At 70.1% G+C, this 20,783-nt stretch carries 24 protein-coding genes and 5 pseudogenes; 11 read left to right on the forward strand and 18 right to left on the reverse strand.

The features are described 5' to 3' along the window. Together ND748_RS08715 and ND748_RS08720 are read left to right on the forward strand one after the other, a co-directional pair. A pseudogene (locus ND748_RS08715) lies at positions 1–675 on the forward strand (hypothetical protein); the annotation flags it as partial. A 20-nt stretch (positions 676–695) separates the two neighbouring features. Further along, positions 696–1,319: an NADPH-dependent F420 reductase gene (locus tag ND748_RS08720; protein WP_374215877.1), complete on the forward strand. Its 624-nt coding sequence runs from the start codon at positions 696–698 to the stop codon at positions 1,317–1,319. On the opposite strand, the gene ND748_RS08725 is transcribed toward ND748_RS08720, so the two are convergent. From ND748_RS08725 to ND748_RS08735, 3 genes are all read right to left on the reverse strand, one after another. Next, the gene (locus tag ND748_RS08725; protein WP_251745181.1) at positions 1,308–2,822 is read right to left on the reverse strand and encodes an MFS transporter; all 1,515 of its coding nucleotides are present in this window, start codon (positions 2,820–2,822) and stop codon (positions 1,308–1,310) included. The two genes, ND748_RS08720 and ND748_RS08725, sit on opposite strands and share 12 nt — an antisense overlap. A gap of 48 nt (positions 2,823–2,870) precedes the next feature. Next, the gene (locus tag ND748_RS08730; protein WP_251745161.1) at positions 2,871–3,695 is read right to left on the reverse strand and encodes an alpha/beta fold hydrolase; all 825 of its coding nucleotides are present in this window, start codon (positions 3,693–3,695) and stop codon (positions 2,871–2,873) included. A 104-nt stretch (positions 3,696–3,799) separates the two neighbouring features. After that, the gene (locus ND748_RS08735) at positions 3,800–4,264 is read right to left on the reverse strand and encodes a cupin domain-containing protein (RefSeq protein ID WP_251745162.1); all 465 of its coding nucleotides are present in this window, start codon (positions 4,262–4,264) and stop codon (positions 3,800–3,802) included. Between the two features lie 121 nt (positions 4,265–4,385). Here ND748_RS08735 and ND748_RS08740 point away from each other — a divergent pair, with 121 nt between their 5' ends. After that, on the forward strand, positions 4,386–5,000 hold the full coding sequence (locus tag ND748_RS08740) for a TetR/AcrR family transcriptional regulator (protein ID WP_251745163.1): 615 nt from the start codon (positions 4,386–4,388) through the stop codon (positions 4,998–5,000). Between the two features lie 881 nt (positions 5,001–5,881). Here the strand turns inward: ND748_RS08740 and ND748_RS08745 are convergent. The 6 genes and pseudogenes from ND748_RS08745 to ND748_RS08765 all read right to left on the reverse strand — a co-directional run bounded on the left by ND748_RS08745 (position 5,882) and on the right by ND748_RS08765 (position 10,494). Next, positions 5,882–6,802 (reverse strand): TIGR03564 family F420-dependent LLM class oxidoreductase, encoded by a 921-nt coding sequence (locus tag ND748_RS08745; protein WP_251745182.1) that lies wholly within the window; start codon positions 6,800–6,802, stop codon positions 5,882–5,884. A gap of 137 nt (positions 6,803–6,939) precedes the next feature. Then, entirely contained in the window at positions 6,940–7,173 is a 234-nt protein-coding gene (locus tag ND748_RS34560; protein ID WP_251745164.1) for a CD225/dispanin family protein, read from the reverse strand. Positions 7,174–7,596: 423 nt separating this feature from the next. Then, positions 7,597–7,794, reverse strand: a pseudogene (locus ND748_RS34990) (J domain-containing protein); the annotation flags it as partial. Beyond that, positions 7,791–8,543: a hypothetical protein gene (locus tag ND748_RS08755; RefSeq protein WP_251745165.1), complete on the reverse strand. Its 753-nt coding sequence runs from the start codon at positions 8,541–8,543 to the stop codon at positions 7,791–7,793. The pseudogene ND748_RS34990 and the gene ND748_RS08755, both read right to left, overlap by 4 nt. Before the next feature lie 380 nt (positions 8,544–8,923). Beyond that, on the reverse strand, positions 8,924–10,174 hold the full coding sequence (locus ND748_RS08760) for an RNA polymerase sigma factor (protein WP_251745166.1): 1,251 nt from the start codon (positions 10,172–10,174) through the stop codon (positions 8,924–8,926). Then, entirely contained in the window at positions 10,171–10,494 is a 324-nt protein-coding gene (locus ND748_RS08765; RefSeq protein ID WP_251745167.1) for a YciI family protein, read from the reverse strand. Before ND748_RS08765 ends, ND748_RS08760 begins: the two co-directional genes overlap by 4 nt. 226 nt (positions 10,495–10,720) lie before the next feature. On the opposite strand from ND748_RS08765, the pseudogene ND748_RS08770 reads away from it, so the two are divergent. Both ND748_RS08770 and ND748_RS08775 read left to right on the forward strand, forming a co-directional pair. Continuing rightward, positions 10,721–11,101: pseudogene (locus ND748_RS08770) on the forward strand (PIN domain-containing protein); the annotation flags it as partial. Between the two features lie 53 nt (positions 11,102–11,154). Further along, entirely contained in the window at positions 11,155–11,595 is a 441-nt protein-coding gene (locus tag ND748_RS08775; protein ID WP_251745169.1) for an HAD family hydrolase, read from the forward strand. A gap of 78 nt (positions 11,596–11,673) precedes the next feature. Here ND748_RS08775 and ND748_RS08780 read toward each other — a convergent pair. The 3 genes and pseudogenes from ND748_RS08780 to ND748_RS08790 all read right to left on the reverse strand — a co-directional run. After that, a pseudogene (locus tag ND748_RS08780) lies at positions 11,674–12,165 on the reverse strand (HhH-GPD-type base excision DNA repair protein); the annotation flags it as partial. Positions 12,166–12,201: 36 nt separating this feature from the next. Continuing rightward, entirely contained in the window at positions 12,202–12,495 is a 294-nt protein-coding gene (locus tag ND748_RS34565; protein ID WP_251745170.1) for a ribbon-helix-helix protein, CopG family, read from the reverse strand. After that, positions 12,488–12,640, reverse strand: coding sequence for a hypothetical protein (locus ND748_RS08790; RefSeq protein WP_251745171.1), 153 nt, complete (start codon positions 12,638–12,640; stop codon positions 12,488–12,490). The genes ND748_RS34565 and ND748_RS08790 overlap by 8 nt, the downstream gene beginning before the upstream one ends. A gap of 326 nt (positions 12,641–12,966) precedes the next feature. Between ND748_RS08790 and ND748_RS08795 the strand changes: the two genes are divergently transcribed. Beyond that, positions 12,967–13,656: an HAD family hydrolase gene (locus tag ND748_RS08795; RefSeq protein ID WP_251745172.1), complete on the forward strand. Its 690-nt coding sequence runs from the start codon at positions 12,967–12,969 to the stop codon at positions 13,654–13,656. Between the two features lie 78 nt (positions 13,657–13,734). On the opposite strand, the pseudogene ND748_RS08800 reads toward ND748_RS08795, so the two are convergent. Both ND748_RS08800 and ND748_RS08805 read right to left on the reverse strand, forming a co-directional pair. After that, positions 13,735–14,226: pseudogene (locus ND748_RS08800) on the reverse strand (HhH-GPD-type base excision DNA repair protein); the annotation flags it as partial. A 92-nt stretch (positions 14,227–14,318) separates the two neighbouring features. Then, positions 14,319–15,068, reverse strand: a complete 750-nt coding sequence (locus ND748_RS08805) for an SDR family oxidoreductase (RefSeq protein WP_251745173.1) — start codon at positions 15,066–15,068, stop codon at positions 14,319–14,321. A gap of 188 nt (positions 15,069–15,256) precedes the next feature. Here ND748_RS08805 and ND748_RS08810 point away from each other — a divergent pair, with 188 nt between their 5' ends. Beyond that, the gene (locus ND748_RS08810) at positions 15,257–15,796 is read left to right on the forward strand and encodes a helix-turn-helix domain-containing protein (protein WP_251745174.1); all 540 of its coding nucleotides are present in this window, start codon (positions 15,257–15,259) and stop codon (positions 15,794–15,796) included. 65 nt (positions 15,797–15,861) lie between these two features. Here ND748_RS08810 and ND748_RS08815 read toward each other — a convergent pair whose 3' ends face one another. From ND748_RS08815 to ND748_RS33930, 3 genes are read right to left on the reverse strand one after another with little or no spacing between them, the layout of a single operon-like run. Beyond that, positions 15,862–16,428 (reverse strand): HhH-GPD-type base excision DNA repair protein, encoded by a 567-nt coding sequence (locus tag ND748_RS08815; protein WP_251745175.1) that lies wholly within the window; start codon positions 16,426–16,428, stop codon positions 15,862–15,864. A gap of 34 nt (positions 16,429–16,462) precedes the next feature. Next, positions 16,463–16,594: a hypothetical protein gene (locus ND748_RS33925; RefSeq protein ID WP_285901809.1), complete on the reverse strand. Its 132-nt coding sequence runs from the start codon at positions 16,592–16,594 to the stop codon at positions 16,463–16,465. Further along, complete coding sequence (locus ND748_RS33930; protein ID WP_285901810.1) at positions 16,579–16,710, reverse strand: hypothetical protein; 132 nt, start codon at positions 16,708–16,710, stop codon at positions 16,579–16,581. The genes ND748_RS33925 and ND748_RS33930 overlap by 16 nt, the downstream gene beginning before the upstream one ends. Positions 16,711–16,760: 50 nt before the next feature. Here ND748_RS33930 and ND748_RS08820 point away from each other — a divergent pair, with 50 nt between their 5' ends. Genes ND748_RS08820 through ND748_RS08830 form a run of 3 tightly spaced genes read left to right on the forward strand, consistent with a single transcriptional unit; the run spans position 16,761 to position 18,143 of the window. After that, positions 16,761–17,138, forward strand: a complete 378-nt coding sequence (locus tag ND748_RS08820) for an ArsR/SmtB family transcription factor (RefSeq protein WP_374215878.1) — start codon at positions 16,761–16,763, stop codon at positions 17,136–17,138. A 13-nt stretch (positions 17,139–17,151) separates the two neighbouring features. After that, positions 17,152–17,385 carry a hypothetical protein gene (locus ND748_RS08825; RefSeq protein WP_251745177.1) on the forward strand — a complete coding sequence of 78 codons (234 nt, stop codon included), beginning with the start codon at positions 17,152–17,154 and terminating at the stop codon, positions 17,383–17,385. After that, positions 17,382–18,143, forward strand: a complete 762-nt coding sequence (locus tag ND748_RS08830) for a sensor domain-containing protein (protein ID WP_251745178.1) — start codon at positions 17,382–17,384, stop codon at positions 18,141–18,143. Before ND748_RS08825 ends, ND748_RS08830 begins: the two co-directional genes overlap by 4 nt. A gap of 145 nt (positions 18,144–18,288) precedes the next feature. Here the strand turns inward: ND748_RS08830 and ND748_RS08835 are convergent, their stop codons facing one another. Then, positions 18,289–19,848 (reverse strand): carboxylesterase/lipase family protein, encoded by a 1,560-nt coding sequence (locus ND748_RS08835; protein WP_251745179.1) that lies wholly within the window; start codon positions 19,846–19,848, stop codon positions 18,289–18,291. Between the two features lie 441 nt (positions 19,849–20,289). Here ND748_RS08835 and ND748_RS08840 point away from each other — a divergent pair. After that, positions 20,290–20,783 (forward strand): SWIM zinc finger domain-containing protein (locus tag ND748_RS08840; protein WP_251745180.1); only part of this gene is annotated, 494 nt, incomplete at its 3' end.

The following is a 20,783-nucleotide window of genomic DNA, read 5'->3' on the forward strand; positions in this document are numbered from 1 at the left end:
GCCGCGCCCAGCCAGCCGGCGACGCCGCGCCGACCGTCTCGAGTCCGCGCCGTCCTCGTGGGCGCGACCGCCGTCGGTCTGGTCCTGGTCGCCCTCGCCGTGCTGCTGATCATCCACAGCAACTCCGGCGGCGGTTCCGACGGCGGCACCGCCACAGGTGGCGTTGCCCGTGCTGGCACTGCGTCCGACGCGACCGCGGCCGCGGGCTCGGCGTCGGCGTCGGGAGCGGGGGTGGTCGGCGGCGAACGGCTCACGGGGACGACCTCGTCGAGCCCGGCGACGACCGCCGGCGCGGCTGTGCCGTCCGGTTACATCGGCACCTGGCGGGGCGCGATCACCACTCCGTCGGGCCTGGTGCAGAACGCCATCGTCATGGTGCGCGCAGGGCTGACCGGCCAGGCCGTGGCACATTCCGAGATCACCGTCGATGGCCTGACTCAGACCGACGGGCAGCCGATCCGATGCACCGCCGATCTGCGGCTCGTGAGCGTCTCCGGCGGCCTGACCCTCGAGGACATCCCCGGCACGGGTTCGGACCCGAAGATCCTGGGCATCTCCGCGTGCTCCCACGGCGGCCGGATATCCCTGCTCCTGCAGGCCGACGGTACGGTCCGGTTCGGCGCCGATGCTCCCGGCACTGGCAACCCGACCGGCACGCTGAAGCGAGATCGCTGACCCGAGATCGCTGACGGCTCCTGGCCGCCGTCGCCGGACACCTGGGCGGCGGGACCCGCGCCGGCACCCCGCGCGAGGCTGTCACCGGGCGGGACGCCGTGCTGCTCGCGGTGCTGTGGAGCGGCGTCGCGGACGTACTGCGCGACGTCGATGCCGGAGCCGGCACAATGACCGGGACCACCCTGATCGATCCGACCAACGCCGTGGAACATGGGGTTGGAGTGCTCCTCGCCGAGGCCGGGACGTCCGCCGCGAGCCAGATCGCCGCGTGGGCTCCCGGCGCGCACGTGGTCAAGGCGTTCCATCTGTTTCCCGCCGAGCGGTGGACGGTGCCGCCGCCCGGCGACGGTGCCGGTGCCGGTGCCGGAGCCGGTGCCGGAGCCGGAGCCGGTGCTGGCTCGGCAGACGCGACGGTGGCGATCTGCGGCGACGACGCCGGCGCACTGCGGATCAGCGGTGAGCTCATCCGCGACGTCGGCGGGACGCCGGCCGTGCTGGGGCCGCTGAACCGCGCCCGCCAGCTCGAGGAGGCCGCGGGCTTCGTCATCGGACTGGCCTTCGGAGGCTTCGACCCCAACTCCGCCATCCCCCGCGTTGTGGCCCAGGCGCCGCCGTCACTATCACCAAGCCACTCAACGGCCTGACTGCCGCGGCCTCATCGCTGCCCGCCGGGCCGCTCGAAGTGGTCCGGTCGGGCGGTCGGGGATCAGGAGCGAGGCCAGGGCTGCCGTCGCGGTGACGACTGCGGCGCCGAGCAGCGCGCGGGCGTAGCCGTCGGCAAGCGCGGCGGCCTTGGAGTAAGCCTGCACGTGGGCGGCAGCCGGGAGGTGGGCGGTGGTGGTGTGGGCGGCGAGGGTGGCCAGCACGGCGAGGCCGAGCGCGCCGCCGACCTGCCTTGAGGTGTTGACCAGGCCGGAGGCCAGGCCGGAGTGCGCCCGGTCGATCCCCTGGGTGGCGGTGACGGTGGTCGGGGTGATCGCCAGACCCATGCCGAGGGCGGTCAGCAGCAACGGCGCCAGCACATCGGTGAGGTAGTCGCCGTCGGCGCCGACCCGCGACAGCCACACGAAGCCGGCCGTGCTCAGGGCCATGCCGGTCGCGAGGAGGCGACGGGGGCCGAGCGTCGCGAGCAGGCGGACGGAAAGCCGGGCCCCGACGATGATGGACAGGGCGCCGGGAAGAAGGCACAGCCCGGTGCGGTCGGCGCGCAGGTGCAGGACCTGCTGCAGGTACAGCGACAGCAGGAACCACATCGGGAACAGCGCCCCGCCGATGAAGATCATGATGAGGTTCCCGCCAGCGAGGGTGCGACGGCGCAGCATCGCCAGGGGGACCAGGGGTTGCGCGACGGTGGACTCGATCGCGACGAATCCGGCGAGCAGCAGCACCGCGGCGGCGAGGGGAAGGGCGACCCGGGGATCGGCCAGGCCGTGGGCCTCGGTGTTGACGACCCCGTAGACCAGCGCCGTCAACGCGGCGAAGACGGCCACGGCCCCCGGCAGGTCCAGGCGGCGCAGGGCGTCCGCCGTTCGCCCGTCAGTGGCGGGGATGCGGCCGCCGGCCACGGCGAGGACAGCCGCGCCGGCTGGAACGTTGACGAACAGGACCCAGCGCCAGCCGAGGTACTGGGTGAGCACCCCGCCCAGGACCGCGCCGGCGGCACCGCCGGTGGTCGTCACGGTGCTCCAGACGCCCACGGCCCGGGTGCGGGCCGCGGGCTCGGTGAAGGTCGTGGTGATCAGGGTGAGGGTGGCCGGGGCGAGGAACGCGGCGCTGACGCCCTGGCCCACCCGGGCGGCGATGAGCGCGGCGCCGCTGGTCGCCAGGCCGCCGGCCAACGAGGCCACGGTGAACCCCGCCAGGCCCACCAGGAAGACGGGCCGGACGCCGACGAGGTCAGCGACCCGACCGCCGAGCAGCAGCAGGCCGGCAAATCCGAGGGTGTAGGCGGTGACGATCCACTGCTGACCCGCGGCGCTCAGCCCCAGGCCGTGCCGCATCGCGGGCAGCGCCACGTTCACGATGGACACGTCGAGAATGACCATGAACTGGGCCACGCAGGCGAGCGTCAGGATCGCGGTCTTCGAGGAGGTCGCCGCCGTTGGGGCGGGCCGGGCGATCGCCTGTGGTTGAGCGGACGGCGGCATGGACACGGCGCTGACCTCCCGGTCGATCGGATGATCAGGATTCGCCGGCTACTCCCCGTCTGCCGTCGCGCCGCCGGCGAACGGCACGAACTGCACGAGCAGGGTCAGCAGCGCCTCGGGGGCCTCGAGATGCGGTAGGTGCCCCGCTCCGGGCAGCGGGTGGAAGGCCGCGCCGGGGATGGCCGCGGCGTACTGCCGGCCGTAGGTCGGCACGGCCATCCGGTCCGCGTCGCCCCAGACCACGAGCGTGGGAACGGCGAGTCCACCCAGCCGCCCGGCCAGGCCCGGGTCGGCCATCGCCGGACCGCCGTAGGTCTGCAGGGTCCTCCGGTTACCCGCGGCGACGGACTTCTGCGCCTCGGTCAGCGCGGCCAGGTTGATCCGGAACCTGTCCGGGTCGGCGTAGCTGAGGTTCACGACCTCGTCGAGCGTCAGGGCGAAGAAGTCGGCGACGGGGTGCTCGGCGCTGGTCGGGCCGACCGCGTTGAGCAGGACGAGGCGTCCGACCCGCCCGGGCGCGGCGAGCGCGAGTTCCACGGCGATCCAGCCGCCGATCGAGTTCCCCACGACGGTCACGTCGGTGAGGTCGAGCAGGTCCAGCAGGCCGCGGTAGACCTCGGCGAGTCGGCGGACGGAGTCGATGCCGTCGGGCCGGGGGGTGCCGGCGAACCCGGGATGCGTCGGAGTCAGCACCCGGGCCGGGCCGCGGGCAGCGAGCAGGTCGGCGAAGCCGGCGACCGAGTCGGGGCCGGCGCCGCCGTGTAGCAGCAGGACGGGCCGGCCCTGCCCACGCTCGGTGACGGTAACGGGGACGGGGCCATGCGCGGTGGGCACCTGGTGGACGGTCGTCGAGAGGTTCGTGGTGGTGGGCATGCGAGATCTCCTTGTGCCGGAACGGGCGCGCCGCAGCATCGCGCGAAGGGACGGCGCACCCCGGGCGTGCGGGGTGCGGGGTGCGGGTGCGGGTGCGGCGCCGGTCAGTCGGCGTAGTCGGTGGCCACCTCGGTGGCGTAACGGCTCATGACCTGCGCGGTCGCCTCGGGCGTCGCGGGTCCGGTCTGAGCGATCATGTCCCGCAGGTCGCGGAAGTACTGCACGTACAGGTCTGGGGTGAAGGTGTTGAGCAGCACCAGCGGTTCGTCGCCGGGATTGGCGAAGGTGTGCGGCGCGCCGGGCGGGATCATCGCGAGGGTGCCGGCCGGCGCGTCGTAGGTCGTGGTGCCGACGGTGAACCGGGCGGTCCCGGAGACGACGTAGAAGCCCTCGTCGTGCCGGCCGTGCCGATGCTGGGGCGGACCGTCGGTGTGCGGGGCGAGGGTGATCTCGCCAATCCCGATGCGGTGGCCGGTGGTGCTGCCGTCCTCCAGGATGCGCATCGTCGCCGGACCGAGGTGCACGGCCTCTCCGCCCTCGGGTCCGACGATCGAAGCCTTGGCGCCCATGGGATCTCCTCCGCACCTCTTCGTGAGAGCTGACATTCATGAAGATAGCGAGCTTACATCAGTGATGCAAGCGTACTCTCACGAAGAGACATCACCACCATGGCTAGAGGGGGACGTGAGGATGGCCGTATCAGGTGCGACCGGCCGGACGAACCAGAAGGCCAGGACCCGCAGGGCCATCGTGGAGACGTGCCGTGAGCTGATCCGCTCGGGAGCCGAGATAACGATGCCGCAGGTCGCGCAGCTAGCCCTCGTGTCCGAGGCCACTGCCTACCGCTACTTCCCCGACCTGGTCTCGCTGATCCAGGAGGCCCTGGTCGGCCTGTGGTCGGACCCGGCACAGGCTCTCGCCCCGATCGCCGGATCGACCGATCCCGGGGAGCGCGTCGCCTTCGCCTGCGAGCACCTCCTGCGCCATGTACTCGCCTACCAGGGCGCGGTGCGTGCGACGATCTCGCACACGATCGCTGCCCCATCTCGGGCACAGGACCGCCCCGGCCTTCGCTTCGGCCTGATCGACCACGCCCTCGCGCCGTTCCAGGACCCGCACGCGCCGGCCTACCTCAGCCCCGCCGCGCTGGACCGCCTGAAGCTCGACCTGGCGATCACCGTCAGCGCCGAAGCCCTGTTCGTCCTGACCGACCTGTGCGGCCTCGATCCCGACCAGGCGATCGCCAGCGCGGTACGCACGGCCACCACCCTCACCCGGGCCGCCTTCACCACCCCGCCCGCCTGACAGCACGCGACGGGGTCGGCGCCCCATCAATCGTGGCGATCTAGCTCCGCCTTCCGTACCTGCCACGTCGCTGTTGGTGAGAGCCGGCCAGCACACCGCACATGCGTGCGGGGACGGTCCTCTGCCCGAAGTCGGGTCATCGGTCACATCGGGGGGGAACAGCTCTCGCAACCGGTCCAGTTGGCGGGGTCGACGAGATGGCCGTACCCGGTGTCATGCCACCGCCCCGGCCGGCACCGACCCCGCGGACGCCATTCGGTTGCTGCACATCCTGCCCGGCGGAGTCGACAACCGGTCGGACGTTCAGCCCTGGACCTTCGTATCCTGCCCCGGTCGCCACCGGCCTCGCTCCGATTCTCGGCGGGCGGGCACTGAGCGATTGCCGGCATCCCGGGGTGCCGACGGCACGGCTGAGCGCCGCAGCTTGAATACTGGCAGCCCACCGCACAACAGGCCGACTGCCCCCTGGGGAGCGTGGTATTTCGTCCGGACGGACAGATGGTCACGGACAACGGCGATACCGGGCCCTATCACATCCTCTCGAGCGAACAGGTGGAGCGAGACGGTCAGAGATTTCAGGCAGGCCGTATCAACATAAGCGACGGTACGACCCACGTTTTCTGGTTCGAACACGGAAAGCTTCTGATTTCGAGCCCCGCCCAGGATTTCGTCGGATATTTTCTTCCGACCTGATGGCGGAGTTTCAACCTCGGCGGCGACGTTCACCCGCCTTTCTGGAGACGCGGACCGCGGCTCGGCGGTGCGTCGTTCGCCGCGGCGATGCGGTAGACGCACAGACAAGCAGGCTGCGCCCGGCGTCTGCCGCGCACACGCTGGCGACGTCCACGCGGCAGGACCCGCCAGCGGCGCGCCCGCGAAGTTCACCCGGCCAGGCCGCCGAGGGCCGCCAGGGTGCGATCGTGCTCAGCGGCGGTGGTGATCCCGGTGAGGTTTGCGATGAAGCCGGTGGCGCCGGCGTCGGCGAGACGGCGGAGCTGCGCTTCGAGGTGCCGCTCGTCGCCGATGATTGCGACGTCGGCGGGGTTGACGGCGCCTTCGTGATCGAGCATGGCCCGGTAGGACGGCAGCTCGGTGTAGCAGGCGAGGTGAGCGGCTGCGCGCTGGCGGGCCTCCTCCGGGTGGCCGGTGACGCAGACCGGCAGGCTAACCGCGACCTGCGGCGCCCCTGCGGCCGCGGCGGCGATGGCGGGCATGATGTGGTGCTCGATCGTCCGAGGCCCGGCCATCCAGGTCATCGCCCCGTCGGCGAGTTCACCGGCGACGCGGAGCATGGCCGCGCCGAGCGCGGCGACGAGGACGACGGGACGGGTGCTCCCGGCGACATGGCCGGAGAATCCGGCGGTGTCGGCGGTGATCATGTCTCCCTCGAACACGACCGTGCCGTCGCGCAGCAGCGGCTGCAGGGCGCAGAGGTATTCACGCATGTACGTAGCGGGGCCGTCGAGGTCGATCCCGAAGCGCCGCGCGACCGGCCGCCGGTGCAGAACCCCGAGGCCGAGGGTGAGCCGACCGCCGCTGGCCGCCTGAACGGTCTGCGCCTGACTGGACATGGTGATCGGATGCCGGCTGTGGGTGACGGTGACGGCGGTTCCGAGCCCGACCCCGGGCACAAGGACGGCCAGCGCGGCAAGGGCGGTGAGCGCGTCGAGGTCGTACTGCTGGCCCAGCCAGACCGAGCCGATGCCGGCCGCCACGGCGTCCCTGACCTGGCCGACCAGCACGTCGATGGCGTTCACCCCCTCGGGTCCGGGTGGTGCGAGGGCGAGCCCGATCGGGATCATGCCGCCCACGCTAAACACGTCACCCCGAACTATCGAAACCACTTGGGTGGAATCCTGAAATATCACTGCCGCGAGCCGCCACGGAAGCCCGCTTTACCCGCGGATCGGCTCCGGCACCCGTCTGCGACCCGAGTCGCCTACGACGAGGCGTTGGCCAGTACGACGACCACGAGGAGCGCGCAGAGCAAGCCGACCATGACCCCGATCACTGCCCAGATCCGGCTCCATTGCCATGCCTCGCGCGCGGCTTGGAGATCGTTCCGTGCGAGATTCTCCCGCCATCTTTTCGCGTACCAGACGGCGAGCAGTCCGGCCGGTGGCATCAGGATTATCGCGAAGAGGACGACGACCTCGTAGATTTCCGCTCTCACCTCCGCTTGTGGCGAGGTTGCGGAACTGCGGGAAGACCGCGGCTGGCCGGGCCAGCCAGAAGCAGGTGGGAAGTATCCCTGGGGCCGATGTTGCCACCGCTCGTAGGGACTGGTTGGATAACGCCGGCCTGTCGTCCACTGGTTGGCGCCCGGGTAAGAACCACCGGTCGGCCACGGTGGCGGTGGCGGGGGTGGCGGCCACGATGGAGGTGGAGGAGGTGGCGGAGGAGGAGGAGGAGGCGACGGTGGAGGCTGTGAGGGTGGGGGCTGATCCCAGAGGCTGCTCCCGCGTTGGCTCTCGGTGGTCTTTCGGCGGGTCGATGCACCGCCGGCCTCTCGGCGCCCGCCGGTCGGCCCAGCCGCCGGCGCGGCCGAAACCGCCCGCAGATGGGCGTCATAGCCGTCCCGCCAGTTTTTGAGGATCTCATAGGCGAGGGTGATGAGCCGCATCCGGCCAGCGGAATCCCGGTCCCTCCTGTCCGGATTATCGGGATGATTTTCCCGGGCGCGGGCACGATAGCTCCGGTGGATTTCCTCTCGGCTGGCGGTGCTGGTCACCCCAAGTATGTCATAGGCATTGTTGCCACCAAGATCGCGAATGAGTCGTCCGAGCGGGGTCACTGTCCGATCCGCTGGGCGACGTCGCCGCGATAACAGGCCAGTGACCAGTGCGCCGTCGCGACGGTGTGGCCCGCCGGCACGATCATGCTTCCGGCCGCGACGGTCACCTGGGCCGGACCGGCCAGAACGAAGGTGTAGTTGGCGAGCTCGGAGGGCCAGCCGTTGTTGTCGAATCCCTCGTAGTGCCACTCGGTCCGCAGAATCTCCTGCCCGTCCAGAAAGGGCTCCTGCAGCAGGCGCTGCGCATACGCGGGAAGGTAGCCGAAGACCCGTCGCGCCGACGCGCTGATCTTGATCGGCGGCGCCGCGCGGGAGTCCGGCGGTGGCAGGTAGCGATTCTCCGGCCCCGGCGTGGTGCCGGCAGTCGGGCGGCTGCGGGCGGGGCCGGGCGGTGGCCGGTGCTCAATGGCCTTGCGCCGCAGAGACCCGCCACGCAGCAGGTACGAGCTGAGCCGGTAGGTCGGCGAATGATCCGTGCGAATCGCCGGTTCGGCGAGGCAGAGTCCCCCGGGCCCGAAGGCAACACCCTTGACCCGCTGGTCGTCGCCCTGCACGGTCGCCCACCAGGCGTGGATCGGGCCGGTCCGGGCCTCGATGCGGGCCTTTATCGCGCCATTGAGCTCACTCCAGCACTCGTCGCGCAACTTCGCGCCCGACGAGAAGGACAGCTCCTGCGCGCGGAAGGTGGTCGGCGTCCGCGCCTGATCCGCGATGGCCGGCGAACGGTCGGCCGGGGCACGCGCCGCCACATCACGACCGGGTCGAGCGATCCCCGCTGCCCTCCCCGCTGACCAGGGTTGCAGGGGGCCATGGCCTGAATCGGAAGGGGCATTTTCCCATTCGGAAGGCACCATCGAATCCGCCCGCGTGTTGTCAGCTGATCACCTTCGGTGCATATTGTACGTGATGGGCGGGTCATCCCATCGTCTTTCTCGCGCCGCCGGCTTCGCTTGGTGAACTGGCTTCGCTTGGTGAAAGGGCGACTGCCGAGGTGATCAGCCGCGCCGGCCAGGCGCGGGCGCTGCGCCGTCGCTGCCGGTCAAACGGATCCGGCCGAACGCACGTTCGATTGATCTGGCCTCTCGCATGTTCGTGCCGACGGGCCTGCCCGGGCGACCTGAGGCGGGCACTATCCGAGTTGGTCCCGACGGCGGGTCAGGTAGGCCGTCTCGGCGGTGTTGCCCGCCAGCTCGATGGCCCTGTCGTACGCCGCGCGCGACAGCTGACTACGGCCCAGCCGACGCAGCAGGTCCGCGCGGGTCGCATGGTAGGCGTGATAGCCGCTCAAGGCGCCTTCCAGGCGGTCGACGGTGGCCAGTGCCACCTCCGGTCCGTCAAGTTCGGCGACCGCGATGGCCCGGTTGAGGGCGATGACCGGCGAGGGGTCGAGGCGGACGAGTTGGTCGTAGAGGGCGACGACCTGCGACCAGTCGGTGTCGCGGACGTCGTGGGCACAGGTGTGTACGGCGTTGATCGCGGCGAGGATCTGGTAGCGACCCGGAGCCACCCCGGCGGCGGCAGCGACGAGGCGCTCGCGCACCAGTCGATGCCCCTCGGCGACCAGCGCCGTGTCCCAGGCCCCACGGTCCTGCTCGTCGAGGGTGACCAGTTCGCCGCTCGCCGAAACCCGGGCGGTGCGACGGGCCTCGATCAGCAGCATCAGCGCCAGCAGCCCGACCACCTCACCGTCGGCCGGCAGAAGGGCACGGATCAGGCGAGCGAGCCGGATCGCCTCGGCGGTCAGGTCGTGACGTACGGGATCGGTGTCGGGACCGGTCGACAGGTAGCCCTCGTTGAAGACGAGGAAGAGGACGGCGAGTACACCGGACACCCGGGCCGGGAGATCGCCCGCGGACGGCACCCGATACGGGATGCGAGCAGCCTTGATCTTGGCCTTCGCGCGGGTGATCCGCTGCCCCATCGCGGTCTCCGACACCAGAAAGGCACGGGCGATCTCGGGCACGGTCAGACCGCCGACCATGCGCAGTGTCAGTGCCACCCGGGCCTCCATCGCGAGCGCCGGGTGGCAACAGGTGAAGATCAGCCGGAGCCGCTCGTCGTCGACGGCGCCGACCGGCTCGAGCGGGTCGTCGTCGTACACCAGCCGAGCCTCCCGCTGCTTGTCGTCGCGCTTGTTCTCCCGCCGGATCCGGTCGATGGCCTTGCGGGTGGCGGCGGTGGTCAGCCAGGCACCGGGGTTGGGCGGTAGGCCGTCGGCCGGCCACCGCTCGACGGCGATGGCGAACGCCTCGGCCGCCGCCTCCTCGGCGATGTCGAGGTCACCGAAGCGCTTCGTCAGGGCGGCGACCACCCGCGCCCACTCCTCGCGGTGGGCCTGAGTGATCGCCGTGATCGCCGCCTGGACGTCGACCGCGCTCACAGGAACGGCCGCACCTCGATCTTCCGGTTGCAGGCCCTCGATCCCTCGGTGGCAAGCTTCAGCGCCACGTCGAGGTCAGGAGCCTCGATAATCCAGAAGCCGGCGAGGTACTCCTTCGACTCCAGGAACGGCCCGTCGGTGACCACCGCCTGCGCACCCCGGTTGTCGATGACGGTGGCCGGGTCGGGCACCCCAAGGCCACCGGCGAAGACCCAGTGGCCCTCGGCCCTGAGCCGGTCGTTGAACACGTCGATGGCAGCCTCCTCATCGGAGGTGGCGAGATCGCTCCTGTCGTGGATCACCGACATCAGGTACTGCATCTGAAGATCATCTCCTGTCGTTCGGGGTGCCCTCCGCGGGGGCGCCGCTCACCCCTCCTACGAACGCCTCTGCCCCGATCCGACACCCGCGCCCCGAACTTCTTCCGAGGACTCTGCGCCACGCAGGTTCTCCGACCGCCTGTGCCTTCGCCCTGCCTGGCGACGCCAACTGGCCCGTTGATCGCGAACTCGTCGACAACACCCTGACGGATGCCTGGGAAGATCGATGAATCGTGGCATCCTCGACACCAGCGTCCTGGTCGCCGCCGATGTCGCCCCGATACCCGGCGAACTGGCGATCAGCGTCCTCAACATCGCGGAACTTCAGTTCGGCGTCCTCGTCGCCAGAACACCCGAGGCCCGCGCGCACCGACTCGCCCGCCTCAGCGCACTCCAACGACGATTCGACCCGCTCCCGGTCGACGACGCCGTCGCCGACAGCTACGGACGACTAGCCGCCCGAGTCGTCGACATCGGCCACCAGCCACGGGCACGGACGATGGACCTGCTGATCGCGGCCACGGCACACGCCCACGAAGCCAGCGTCTACCCCCACAACGCCGCCGACCTCGCCGACCTCGCCGACCTCATCACGATTGTGACGATCAGGGGGCCCTGGAACGGCAGTCGCTTCGAGAGACGATCCAGCGCTTCGGGTCGGTGGCCGACGAGGAGACACTGAGTAAGCAGATGTTCGCATACTGGCGGCAGCCGACCCTGTTCCAGGAGGCCACGGCATTCCTGAGCGAGATCGCACAGCCGGTCTGTATCGTGTCGGACATCGACCGCGCCGATATTGAGGCGGCGATCAGCCATCATGGCATCGGGGTCGATCTCATCGTGACAAGCGAGGATGCCCGCGCGTACAAGCCACGGCCGGAGCCCTTCAGGCTCGCGCTCGGCCGGCTGGGTCTACAACCCGACCAAGTACTTCATATTGGGAACTCCCCGAGTTGCGACGTAGCCGGAGCGACATCACTCGGCATTCCAGTCGCGTGGTTGAACCGGAAAGGCAAAGAACGACCACAGCAGACACACGTCGCCTATGAGGCACCGAACCTGCTGGCCATCCATCGAATTCTGGCGGACGCGGTCGATTAGATCGACCACCGCTCATGGCGGAGGCCGATGTTCCTGGACTCCGACTATCCGACCGGCGTGCCGGGCAACACCGCTAACTCAGGCGGATCCTGCCTTGGCGGCGGCCTTCATGGCCTTCTTGTACTCACGGACCTTGTCCCGGCTCTGCTGGTCGACGATGTCAGCCACCGAGAGGTAGCTCCCGGCCGCACCGAACGGAGCGGTGGCCTCCCGCCAGCCCGGCGCGTCCACGCCAAGCTGCTTGCCGAGCAGCGCCACGAAGATCTTCGCCTTCTGCACCCCGAAGCCGGGCAGTGCCGCGACCCGCTTCAGCAGATCCCTGCCATCCGCGGCAGCCGTCCACACCCGAGCGGCGTCGCCCTCGTAGCTGTCGATGACGATCCGACAGAGCTTCTGGGTCCGCTGCGCCATCGCCGCCGGGAAGCGGTGCAACGCGGGCTGGATGGAGAAGGTACCGGCCAGTTCGTCCGGATCCATCCCCGCCAGATCGGCCGCATCCAACGAACGACCGAGCCGCCGCGTCAGCTCCAGCGGCGCCGCGAACGCCCGCTCCAACGGGATCTGCTGATCCCCGCCGATCTCGGAAGGACGGAGTGGAAACAATCTTCAGGCGGACTCCCGCAGGACCCTCCGCACGATCTCCTCGACCTGGTCCTCGGTTATCACAGGCGCGTCACGGCTCTCCACCGCGCGCGACAGGATACGACGAACCAAGGCCGACGTCGGGATGTGCTCGGCGGCCGCGCGTGCCTTGAGCGCATCCGCCAACGACGCCGGCACCCGTACCGAGACAACGGCCTGCTCGGATTCGACCGCCTCAGCCTCAGCCGCTTCGGCCTCCTCCACCGCGTACTCAGCACGAATCGCCGCCCGCCGGGCACGCCTGGACGGATCAGTCACGACCGGCCCCTCCCTCCAGGTAGTCGCGAAGGTCGCTCCCCCGGGTCTTCCACGCCGTGATTCCGGCCTGATCGGTCGGATCGAAGATCACCGTCAGCACGAACCCGGCGGTACGGGAGTAGCCGATGAGCCGAGCCGCACCCATCCTGCTCCTCGGGTCCGGATCACGAACGATCCGCCTGGGATCTCTGGCCGCCTCCACGGTCCATCCAGGCTCGATGTCCGTCGCGCCGGGGTAGCGATCAGAACGGCGCCGGATGTAGTCCGCGTCATCCTGGTCCCACCACAGGTCACCCACCACAACTTACAGTGTCACACGTCTACTTACACGCGCGAGCGTCGGGCGGCAGGGCGCCCACGAAGGCCACGAGTCCGGCGCCGGGCGATGGCCGAGCGGCCCACAAGGGCGGAGGGACGCCATGAGCGGTTCCACCGGCGGTACGATCACGGAGTGAGACTGGGCGCTTGCGCATGAGCCGGCCACAGGCAGTACTACTTGATTTCTACGGGACAGTCGTCGAGGAGGACGACCAGCAGATCCGACAGATATGCGTCGAGATCAGTGACACTTCCAGCCAGCCGGTCGATCCGCATACGGTCGGCTCGTACTGGTCAGATCTTTTCTCGCATTTGTGCACGGTGTCCGTGGGGCCTTCCTTCGCTACCCAGCGAGCCCTGGAACGGCAGTCGCTTCAAGAAACGATCCTGCACTTCGGGTCGGTGGCCGACGAGGAGACACTGAGTAAGCAGATGTTCGCATACTGGCGGCAGCCGACCCTGTTCCAGGAGGCCACGGCATTCCTGAGCGAGATCGCACAGCCGGTCTGTATCGTGTCGGACATCGACCGCGCCGATATTGAGGCGGCGATCAGCCATCATGGCATCGGGGTCGATCTCATCGTGACAAGCGAGGATGCCCGCGCGTACAAGCCACGGCCGGAGCCCTTCAGGCTCGCGCTCGGCCGGCTGGGTCTACAACCCGACCAAGTACTTCATATTGGGAACTCCCCGAGTTGCGACGTAGCCGGAGCGACATCACTCGGCATTCCAGTCGCGTGGTTGAACCGGAAAGGCAAAGAACGACCACAGCAGACACACGTCGCCTATGAGGCACCGAACCTGCTGGCCATCCATCGAATTCTGGCGGACGCGGTCGATTAGATCGACCACCGCTCATGGCGGAGGCCGATGTTCCTGGACTCCGACTATCCGACCGGCGTGCCGGGCAACACCGCTAACTCAGGCGGATCCTGCCTTGGCGGCGGCCTTCATGGCCTTCTTGTACTCACGGACCTTGTCCCGGCTCTGCTGGTCGACGATGTCAGCCACCGAGAGGTAGCTCCCGGCCGCACCGAACGGAGCGGTGGCCTCCCGCCAGCCCGGCGCGTCCACGCCAAGCTGCTTGCCGAGCAGCGCCACGAAGATCTTCGCCTTCTGCACCCCGAAGCCGGGCAGTGCCGCGACCCGCTTCAGCAGATCCCTGCCATCCGCGGCAGCCGTCCACACCCGAGCGGCGTCGCCCTCGTAGCTGTCGATGACGATCCGACAGAGCTTCTGGGTCCGCTGCGCCATCGCCGCCGGGAAGCGGTGCAACGCGGGCTGGATGGAGAAGGTACCGGCCAGTTCGTCCGGATCCATCCCCGCCAGATCGGCCGCATCCAACGAACGACCGAGCCGCCGCGTCAGCTCCAGCGGCGCCGCGAACGCCCGCTCCAACGGGATCTGCTGATCGCAGCAAAACGGAGAAACAAGGAGCGGGAAGGATCGCTACGCGGACTCCCGCGGGACCCGGCGCACGGCGGGCACGCAACTGCGGCCGCCGCTCATCCGCCGGCCGGGATCCCATCGAGCGCGCTGAAGACCGATTCGGCCCGATCGCGGATGGAGTACATCCGCCAGGCGGCGTCGGCGAGCGTGTCCGGGTCGAGCGTGTGCCCCTCGACCGGGCCGTACCGGCTGGGATCGGACACCACCTGCCGATAGATGTCACCCCGCTCGACGACCCCGCCGATGGTCAGGGTCCCGGCGTAGACACCCTGGCCGGCCAGGGCCACGTTGAGGCTCAGCGCATACGCACGGACGGCGGCGGCTGTCAGCGCCAGCGATCCCAGGGCGGGCATCGGGGTGACGGCACTGAGGCCGCCGGCGAACAGCAGCCCGCCCCTCCCGCGACCGATCATGGCCGGCAGCACATGGTTCACCACCTGGACGGCACCGAAAGTGATCGACATGGCCCGCTCGGCATCGGCGCGGGTGGTGGCGGCGATCGATTCCGGGGGCACCGCCGGATCGGCGGCGCCCGGCCCGTAGTAGACGACATCGACGGAGGCGAACGCCTCAGTCACCGCGTCCAGCGCCCGCCGCGCCGGATCCGGCCGGAGGATGTCGGCCGCGAAGGCCCGGGCGGTGATGCCGAGCTCGGCCAGAGACGACACGTACTGGTCGTGGCGGGCGCCGTTCCGGGAGACCAATGCGACGCGAAACCCCTCCTGTCCGAAGCGGCGGCCCACCGACAGTCCGAGCCCAGGACCAGCCCCGATGACGAGGACGGTGGGACCGGGGAGAGCGGACATCGTGGCTCCTCACGTTCACGATCGTTTGGTCAACATAAACCGAGGGTATTCCTCGACTTATGCGGCAACGGTAACACAGATCGAGGATCACCCTCGACTTGTAGAGTCGAAGAGTGACCGGGCAGGGTAGGCCTCTACGCGCGGACGCGGCGCGCAATCGGGCCAAACTGCTCGCCGCCGCGACCGCGGTGTTCGGCGAGCGCGGCCTGGACGCGCCGCTGGAGCAGATCGCGCGCCGGGCGGAAGTCGGCATCGCCACGCTCTATGCGCACTTCCCGAGCCGCGAGGCCCTCGTCGCCGCGGTCCTGCCGGCACGCCTGGCAGCCGTGGACGAGCTCGGGGAGGTGGCATTGGCCGACCCCGACCCGTGGCTGGGATTCACCGCATTCGTGGCCGGCCTGTTCGCGCTGCGCGCCCAGGACCGCGGTCTCAACGACGCACTGGCGGAGTGGGTCGCAGCCGATTCAGAAATCGTCCGCGAGGCCTGCCAGCGCGGCCTGGATTTGGCCGAGAAGATCATCGAACGGGCTAGACTCGACGGCCGGTTGCGTTCCGACTTCACGTCGGCCGACCTGAGCATCATCGGCCGAGCGATGGCCCACGTGATCAACGAATCCACCGACGCCACCGCGTCCGAATGGCACCGCTGCCTGACGTTCTTCCTGGACGGTCTCCGCGCCCGCCCCGCCGACGCCGATTCGCCAGCGACGGCCAGCCAGCCGCTCTGACTGTCGCTCGCGGGGCCCGTTCGGTGGCGGCCGGTGATCTCGCACCGCCCCAGGAGCCAGACGGCCTACCCCTCGGCGGCGGCCTTCATCGCCTTCTTGTACTCCCGGACCTGGTCACGGGTGGAGACGTCGGTGATGTCCGCGATGGAGCGGAACGTTCCCTCGTCCCCGAACGGCGCGGACGCTTCCTGCCACCCCGGCGGGGTCACGCCAAGCTGCTTGCCCAGGAGCGCCACAAATATTTTGGCCTTCTGCTGGCCGAAGCCCGGGAGCGCCGCCACCCGCTTCAGCAGCTCCTTGCCATCGGCCGCGGTCGTCCACACACGGGCCGCGTCCCCGTCATAGGCGTCCACGATGAGTTGGCACATGGCCTGCACCCGCTTGGCCATCGAGCCCGGGAACCGGTGGAGCGCCGGCACCTGCGAGAAGATCGCGCCCAGCACGTCGGGGTCGTACTTCGCCAATTCCTCCGCGTCCAACGGCCGCCCGAGCCGCCGGGTCAGCTCATGAGGAGCGGCGAACGCCCTCTCCAGAGGAATTTGTTGATCCAGCACCATCCCGATCAGGAGCGCCAACGGGTCCTTGGTCAGCAGATCGTCGGCCTCGTCGATCTGACTCAGGTGAAGTCCCACGCGAACACCGTAGCCGGCCTCGGAGCAGCGACCGTCACGCCGCCGTCATATCGCCGCGCGGGTCCCCTGCATCGTCCGAGACGAACGTCCAGACGTGGACGAGGTCCTCGTGTAGACGCTGGAGCAGCTCGTCCGCCTCGGCGATCTGGCTCAGGTGAAGTCCCACGCCATCACCGTGGCGGTGGACGTGCGCGCGCCGGCGCGTCGGCCTCGCGCCCGAATGCCGTGGAGCTCGGCCTGGTTGTCCTCCGCCAGCAGTGCGTTGACAGACCAGACCTTCACCTGTCAGTCTCGGCTTACAGGTGAACGTCTGGTCTGTCAGGAGGTGGAATCTGACCAGCGAGGAACTGCTGGCGACGCTTGCCGCGGTGGGGCACACCCAACGACTGCGCGTCATCGCGGAGCTTGCCGGCGGTCGCGTCCATGTCAGTGAGCTCGCACGCCGGCTCGGGCTGTCCCGGCCGCTGCTCTACATGCACCTCGACCGGCTGGAGAAGGCCGGGATCGTCACGGGCCGCCTCGAGCTCTCCGACGACGGCAAAGCCATGAAGTACTTCGAACTGGCGCCCTTCGAGCTGCACCTGACTGTCGAAACGATCATCGCCGCGGTGCGCGAGGACGACGCGATCGCCGCCGGCAAAACCACCCCCGCCTCCCCACCCAGCACCCCGAGCAGTACCCCGAGCAGCTCCGAACGTCCCACGACCTGAAGGAGACCCCGAGATGAGCGGCGGCCTCATCGCCATCGTCATCGTGTTGATCGCCGTTGGTGGTATCGCGGCCAGCGTGACCTCCTACTTCACCCTGCAACGCCACCGTGCCGACGCCGTGGCGATGGCCGGCTACCGCAAGCTCGCCGAGCAGGCGGTGGCCGGCCAGGAGTCGCTGCGTACCCAGCTCGGCGAGCTCGACGCGCGACTGGAGGCGATCGACCAGCTCCTGAGGAGCGTCGGATGACCCCCGAGGCGCCCGCCGACCGGCTGCGGGTCCACCGCAATCCGCTACGGATGTTCTTCTCCGCCGGGCCCTGGGTGGCGACCGCCTACCTGAGCAGCTATCTGTTCGTCGGCACGCTCCTGTTCGGCGTCGCGCTGACTGTCCTGCTGACCTCGTACGCAATCAGCATCACGTTTCTCGGCGTCCCGCTGCTGGTCGGCGCCGCTGGAATCATTCGGGGCTGCGCGCAGGCAGAACGGGCTCGAGCACTGATGGTCGGCGACATCATCCCGTCGGCCTACCGCGCGGTCCCCGAACGCGGCCTGTTCGCCCAGGTCAGGACCCGTTGGACCGACCCAGCCACCCGGCGCGACTGCGTCTACCTGATTCTCCTGTTCGGGCCACTACTCGTCCTCGACACCGTGGCATTCGCGGTCTGGCTGGGCATGGTAGCCATGATCATATTGCCCCTGTGGTACTGGTCCATCCCGAACGAATGGGAGAACACCGGCGTGCACGACCACGGCGTGATGATCGGATATCTGCCGAACGGCCCACACATGGCCGACGGTGGCTTCGGAGTATGGATCGGAAGCCTGCCCGCCGCGCTGGTCGCCTCCGCCGGTTTCTTCATCCTCGCCCTGCTCGCCACATATCTCGTCGTCGGCGCCGCCCGCGCGCATGCCGCCGTCGCGCGCACGCTTCTGCGCCCCTACGTCGACCCGCTCGCGGCGGCGCGGAAGATGCTCCTCGAACCCGGCCCGCTCGCGTCCTCGTGAACGGAGGCGGGAGCTGCCTCGTCGGCAGGTCACCGAGTACCACCGCCGCCGCCGTTCCACCGACGGAGTCCGGCTGCCGCCAGAGCGGTCCGACCTCCGCCGGGACAGGTCCGCCGAGGGGCAACCGCGCTCGCCGGAGGAGTCGTCACATCGCCCGTAGCAGGAGGGGCGCGAAGGAATGGTCCTGCCAGATCAGCCGGGATCGTTCCTCCGGGTAGGTGGTGACGACCGGGGAGGTGTCGAAGACCTGGGTGCGGCGCAGGTCGGGATCGTAGGCCGGCCAGCCAGGGTCGCTGCGGGTGGCGAACGCGGTCCAGGCGGCCCTCATTCGCGCCGACAGCGCCGCCGCCTCGGGGGTGGGGCGCTCGCCGATCAGCAGGGCGGGTTGGCCGCTGGTGAGGTTGCCGAACACGAGCGGCACGTCGAGGCCGTGGCAGGCGCCGAGTGCGCCGCCCAGGCCCGGGGCCGGCCAGGTCAACTCGTAGAGGTACACCCGCCCGCCGCCCGCGACCTGCGCCTGCGCGAGGTGCAGGGTGGGCATCCGGAACAGCCAGTCCGAGTGCACCAGTTCGTACAACTGGTCGGGGGACGCGTCCGGGTAGGCGTCCCGGTAACGGCCGGCGCCGTCCGGGCCGGGGGCGAAGACCTCCAGCGCGGTCTGGGCCTGTTCGGGTGTCACCTGGCCGAGCAGACCGGTGATGGCGGTGAACAGCCGCTGTTCGTCGCGGGTGTGACCGGCGAGCAGGTCCACGTCCCTGCTGGCACCGCCGGCCAGGGCCTGCCACGGCGTGGCCGGCAGGACCTCGCCGTCGACGACGGGCGCGAACAGGATCGATCGGTGGGCGGCCTGGCCCCAGCGCTGCGCCCGGGTCGTCATCGTGGCGGCGACGGCGTCACCGGCGACGGCGTCAGCGGCAAGGGCCAGTAGAGCCGGATCTACGCCTGCCAGGTCCGCGACGGTGGGACGAAGTCCCAGTTCGTCGGCGCAGGAAGTGGCGATGTCGGCGGCGAGCTGCGGCGAGAAGAAGGTGCCCGGCACGCTCTGCGCGATGGCTCTGCGGAACAGCCCGGCGGCGCGGGGCATGGCGAGCAGGGCGGCGACCGATCCGGCGCCGGCGGACTCGCCGAAAATGGTGACGTCGTTCGGGTCGCCACCGAAGGCGGCAATGTTGTCGCGGGTCCATTCCAGGGCGGCGACCTGGTCGAGCAGACCGCGGTTGGCGGGCGCTCCCGTGATCTGGGCGAAACCCTCCATCCCGAGGCGGTAGTCGAAGGTCACCACGACCACGCCACCGTCCCGGGCCAGGTGGCCGCCGTCGTACTCCGGCCGGCTGGACGCGCCGATCGTGTAGGCACCGCCGTAGATCCAGACCATCACCGGAAGCGTCGCGGTCGGGTCGGGTTCGGGCGACCAGACATTGACCGTCAGCCAGTTGTCGCCCGCCGCGCCCCCGGACGACGGATCCCCGCCGAGCACGTCGGCCTGCGGCGGCGGGGGGCCGTAGGCCACGGCCGACCGCACACCGTCCCAGCCCGCGGCCGGCCGCGGCGCGGCGAAGCGCAGGCCGCCGACCGGCGCCTCGGCGTACGGAATGCCGCGGAAGACCGCCACGCCCGCTTCCAGACGCCCGCGCACTGCCCCGCCCGCCACGCGGACCTCGGGCTCGGACCCGGCAGACGCCGATCCGGCGCCAGCGATCGTCATCGTTCCTCCAACGCGGACGCTGCGCACTCGATCGAGAACGCGGACGCGGACGCGGACGGCGGAATCATCACGCAGGATCGGGAACGCTCGCCATCCATTTACCGTGCCCCGTCGACCGCACCCCGCCCGCGCCGAGCGAGCAGCCCGTGCGGGGTGGGGACCTCGCACCGCACGCCACCCACACGAGGGCGAGTATCGGCAGAGTCGGACGCCAGGAACTGGGCCGACTGGCGACGCCAGGTGCCGTTCCGGACGGCGTTCTGCGCGCCACGGGCGTCCCGCGCGGTGTGAGAAATCGGACCCGTTGCAGGTGAACCATGTAACTCAGGATCTGTGCGTCGCAGGTCACATCGCCTACCTGCGTCGCCGGCCAGCCTGACGGCCTTCGCCCGCGGCTCGCACCGGGCAAAAATGTCGGAGGACGGGGCCAGACTCCCTGGCATGTCGCTGACACCTGTCCCGGCCCTAAGTCGCGAGGCCGTCCTCGCGCTGGCGCCCGATCAGGCTTCCGCCCGGGCGGGCGAGCGGCTCGGCAGCCCCGGGAGCTGGTCGGGCCTCGGCAGGTCCGGCGAGGCGCTGTGGGGGGCGTGCCAGGGGAGCGGAGCCACCCAGTACCGGGTGGTGGTGCTGGCCCGTGCCGAGTTCGCCTCCTCCTGCACCTGCCCGAGCCGGAAGTTCCCCTGCAAGCACGCCCTCGGCCTGCTGTTCCTCGCCGGTGACCCGCCGGCGGCGTTCGCTGCCGGCGACGGTCCACCGGACTGGGTCGCGGACTGGCTCGCGCGGCGGGCCACCCGTGCCGGGCGGGCGCCCTCCGCCGACTCGGCGCGGGAAAAAGCCGCGATGACGGGTGGGGCTGGCGCCGGTGGGAAGGCCGGGACGGCCCGCGCCGCCTCGTCGGCTCGCACGCAGGCCCGCCGCGACGCCCGGGTCGACGC

It is taken from the genome of Frankia sp. AiPs1 (genome assembly GCF_023716945.1).
GTDB lineage: Bacteria > Actinomycetota > Actinomycetes > Frankiales > Frankiaceae > Frankia.

Excerpts from the sequence above, each read along its gene's own strand:
- ND748_RS08790 (WP_251745171.1), bottom strand. The coding sequence starts at position 12,640 with ATGGGTGCGGCTCGGCTCATCGGCTACTCCCGTACCGCCGGGTTCGTG.
- ND748_RS08825 (WP_251745177.1), top strand. The coding sequence starts at position 17,152 with ATGAGCGGCGGCCTCATCGCCATCGTCATCGTGTTGATCGCCGTTGGT.
- ND748_RS08745 (WP_251745182.1), bottom strand. The coding sequence starts at position 6,802 with ATGATCCCGATCGGGCTCGCCCTCGCACCACCCGGACCCGAGGGGGTG.
- ND748_RS08805 (WP_251745173.1), bottom strand. The coding sequence starts at position 15,068 with ATGTCCGCTCTCCCCGGTCCCACCGTCCTCGTCATCGGGGCTGGTCCT.
- ND748_RS08795 (WP_251745172.1), top strand. The coding sequence starts at position 12,967 with ATGAGCCGGCCACAGGCAGTACTACTTGATTTCTACGGGACAGTCGTC.
- ND748_RS08730 (WP_251745161.1), bottom strand. The coding sequence starts at position 3,695 with ATGCCCACCACCACGAACCTCTCGACGACCGTCCACCAGGTGCCCACC.
- ND748_RS08830 (WP_251745178.1), top strand. The coding sequence starts at position 17,382 with ATGACCCCCGAGGCGCCCGCCGACCGGCTGCGGGTCCACCGCAATCCG.
- ND748_RS08835 (WP_251745179.1), bottom strand. The coding sequence starts at position 19,848 with ATGACGATCGCTGGCGCCGGATCGGCGTCTGCCGGGTCCGAGCCCGAG.
- ND748_RS08765 (WP_251745167.1), bottom strand. The coding sequence starts at position 10,494 with ATGCAGTACCTGATGTCGGTGATCCACGACAGGAGCGATCTCGCCACC.
- ND748_RS08725 (WP_251745181.1), bottom strand. The coding sequence starts at position 2,822 with ATGCCGCCGTCCGCTCAACCACAGGCGATCGCCCGGCCCGCCCCAACG.
- ND748_RS08735 (WP_251745162.1), bottom strand. The coding sequence starts at position 4,264 with ATGGGCGCCAAGGCTTCGATCGTCGGACCCGAGGGCGGAGAGGCCGTG.
- ND748_RS08740 (WP_251745163.1), top strand. The coding sequence starts at position 4,386 with ATGGCCGTATCAGGTGCGACCGGCCGGACGAACCAGAAGGCCAGGACC.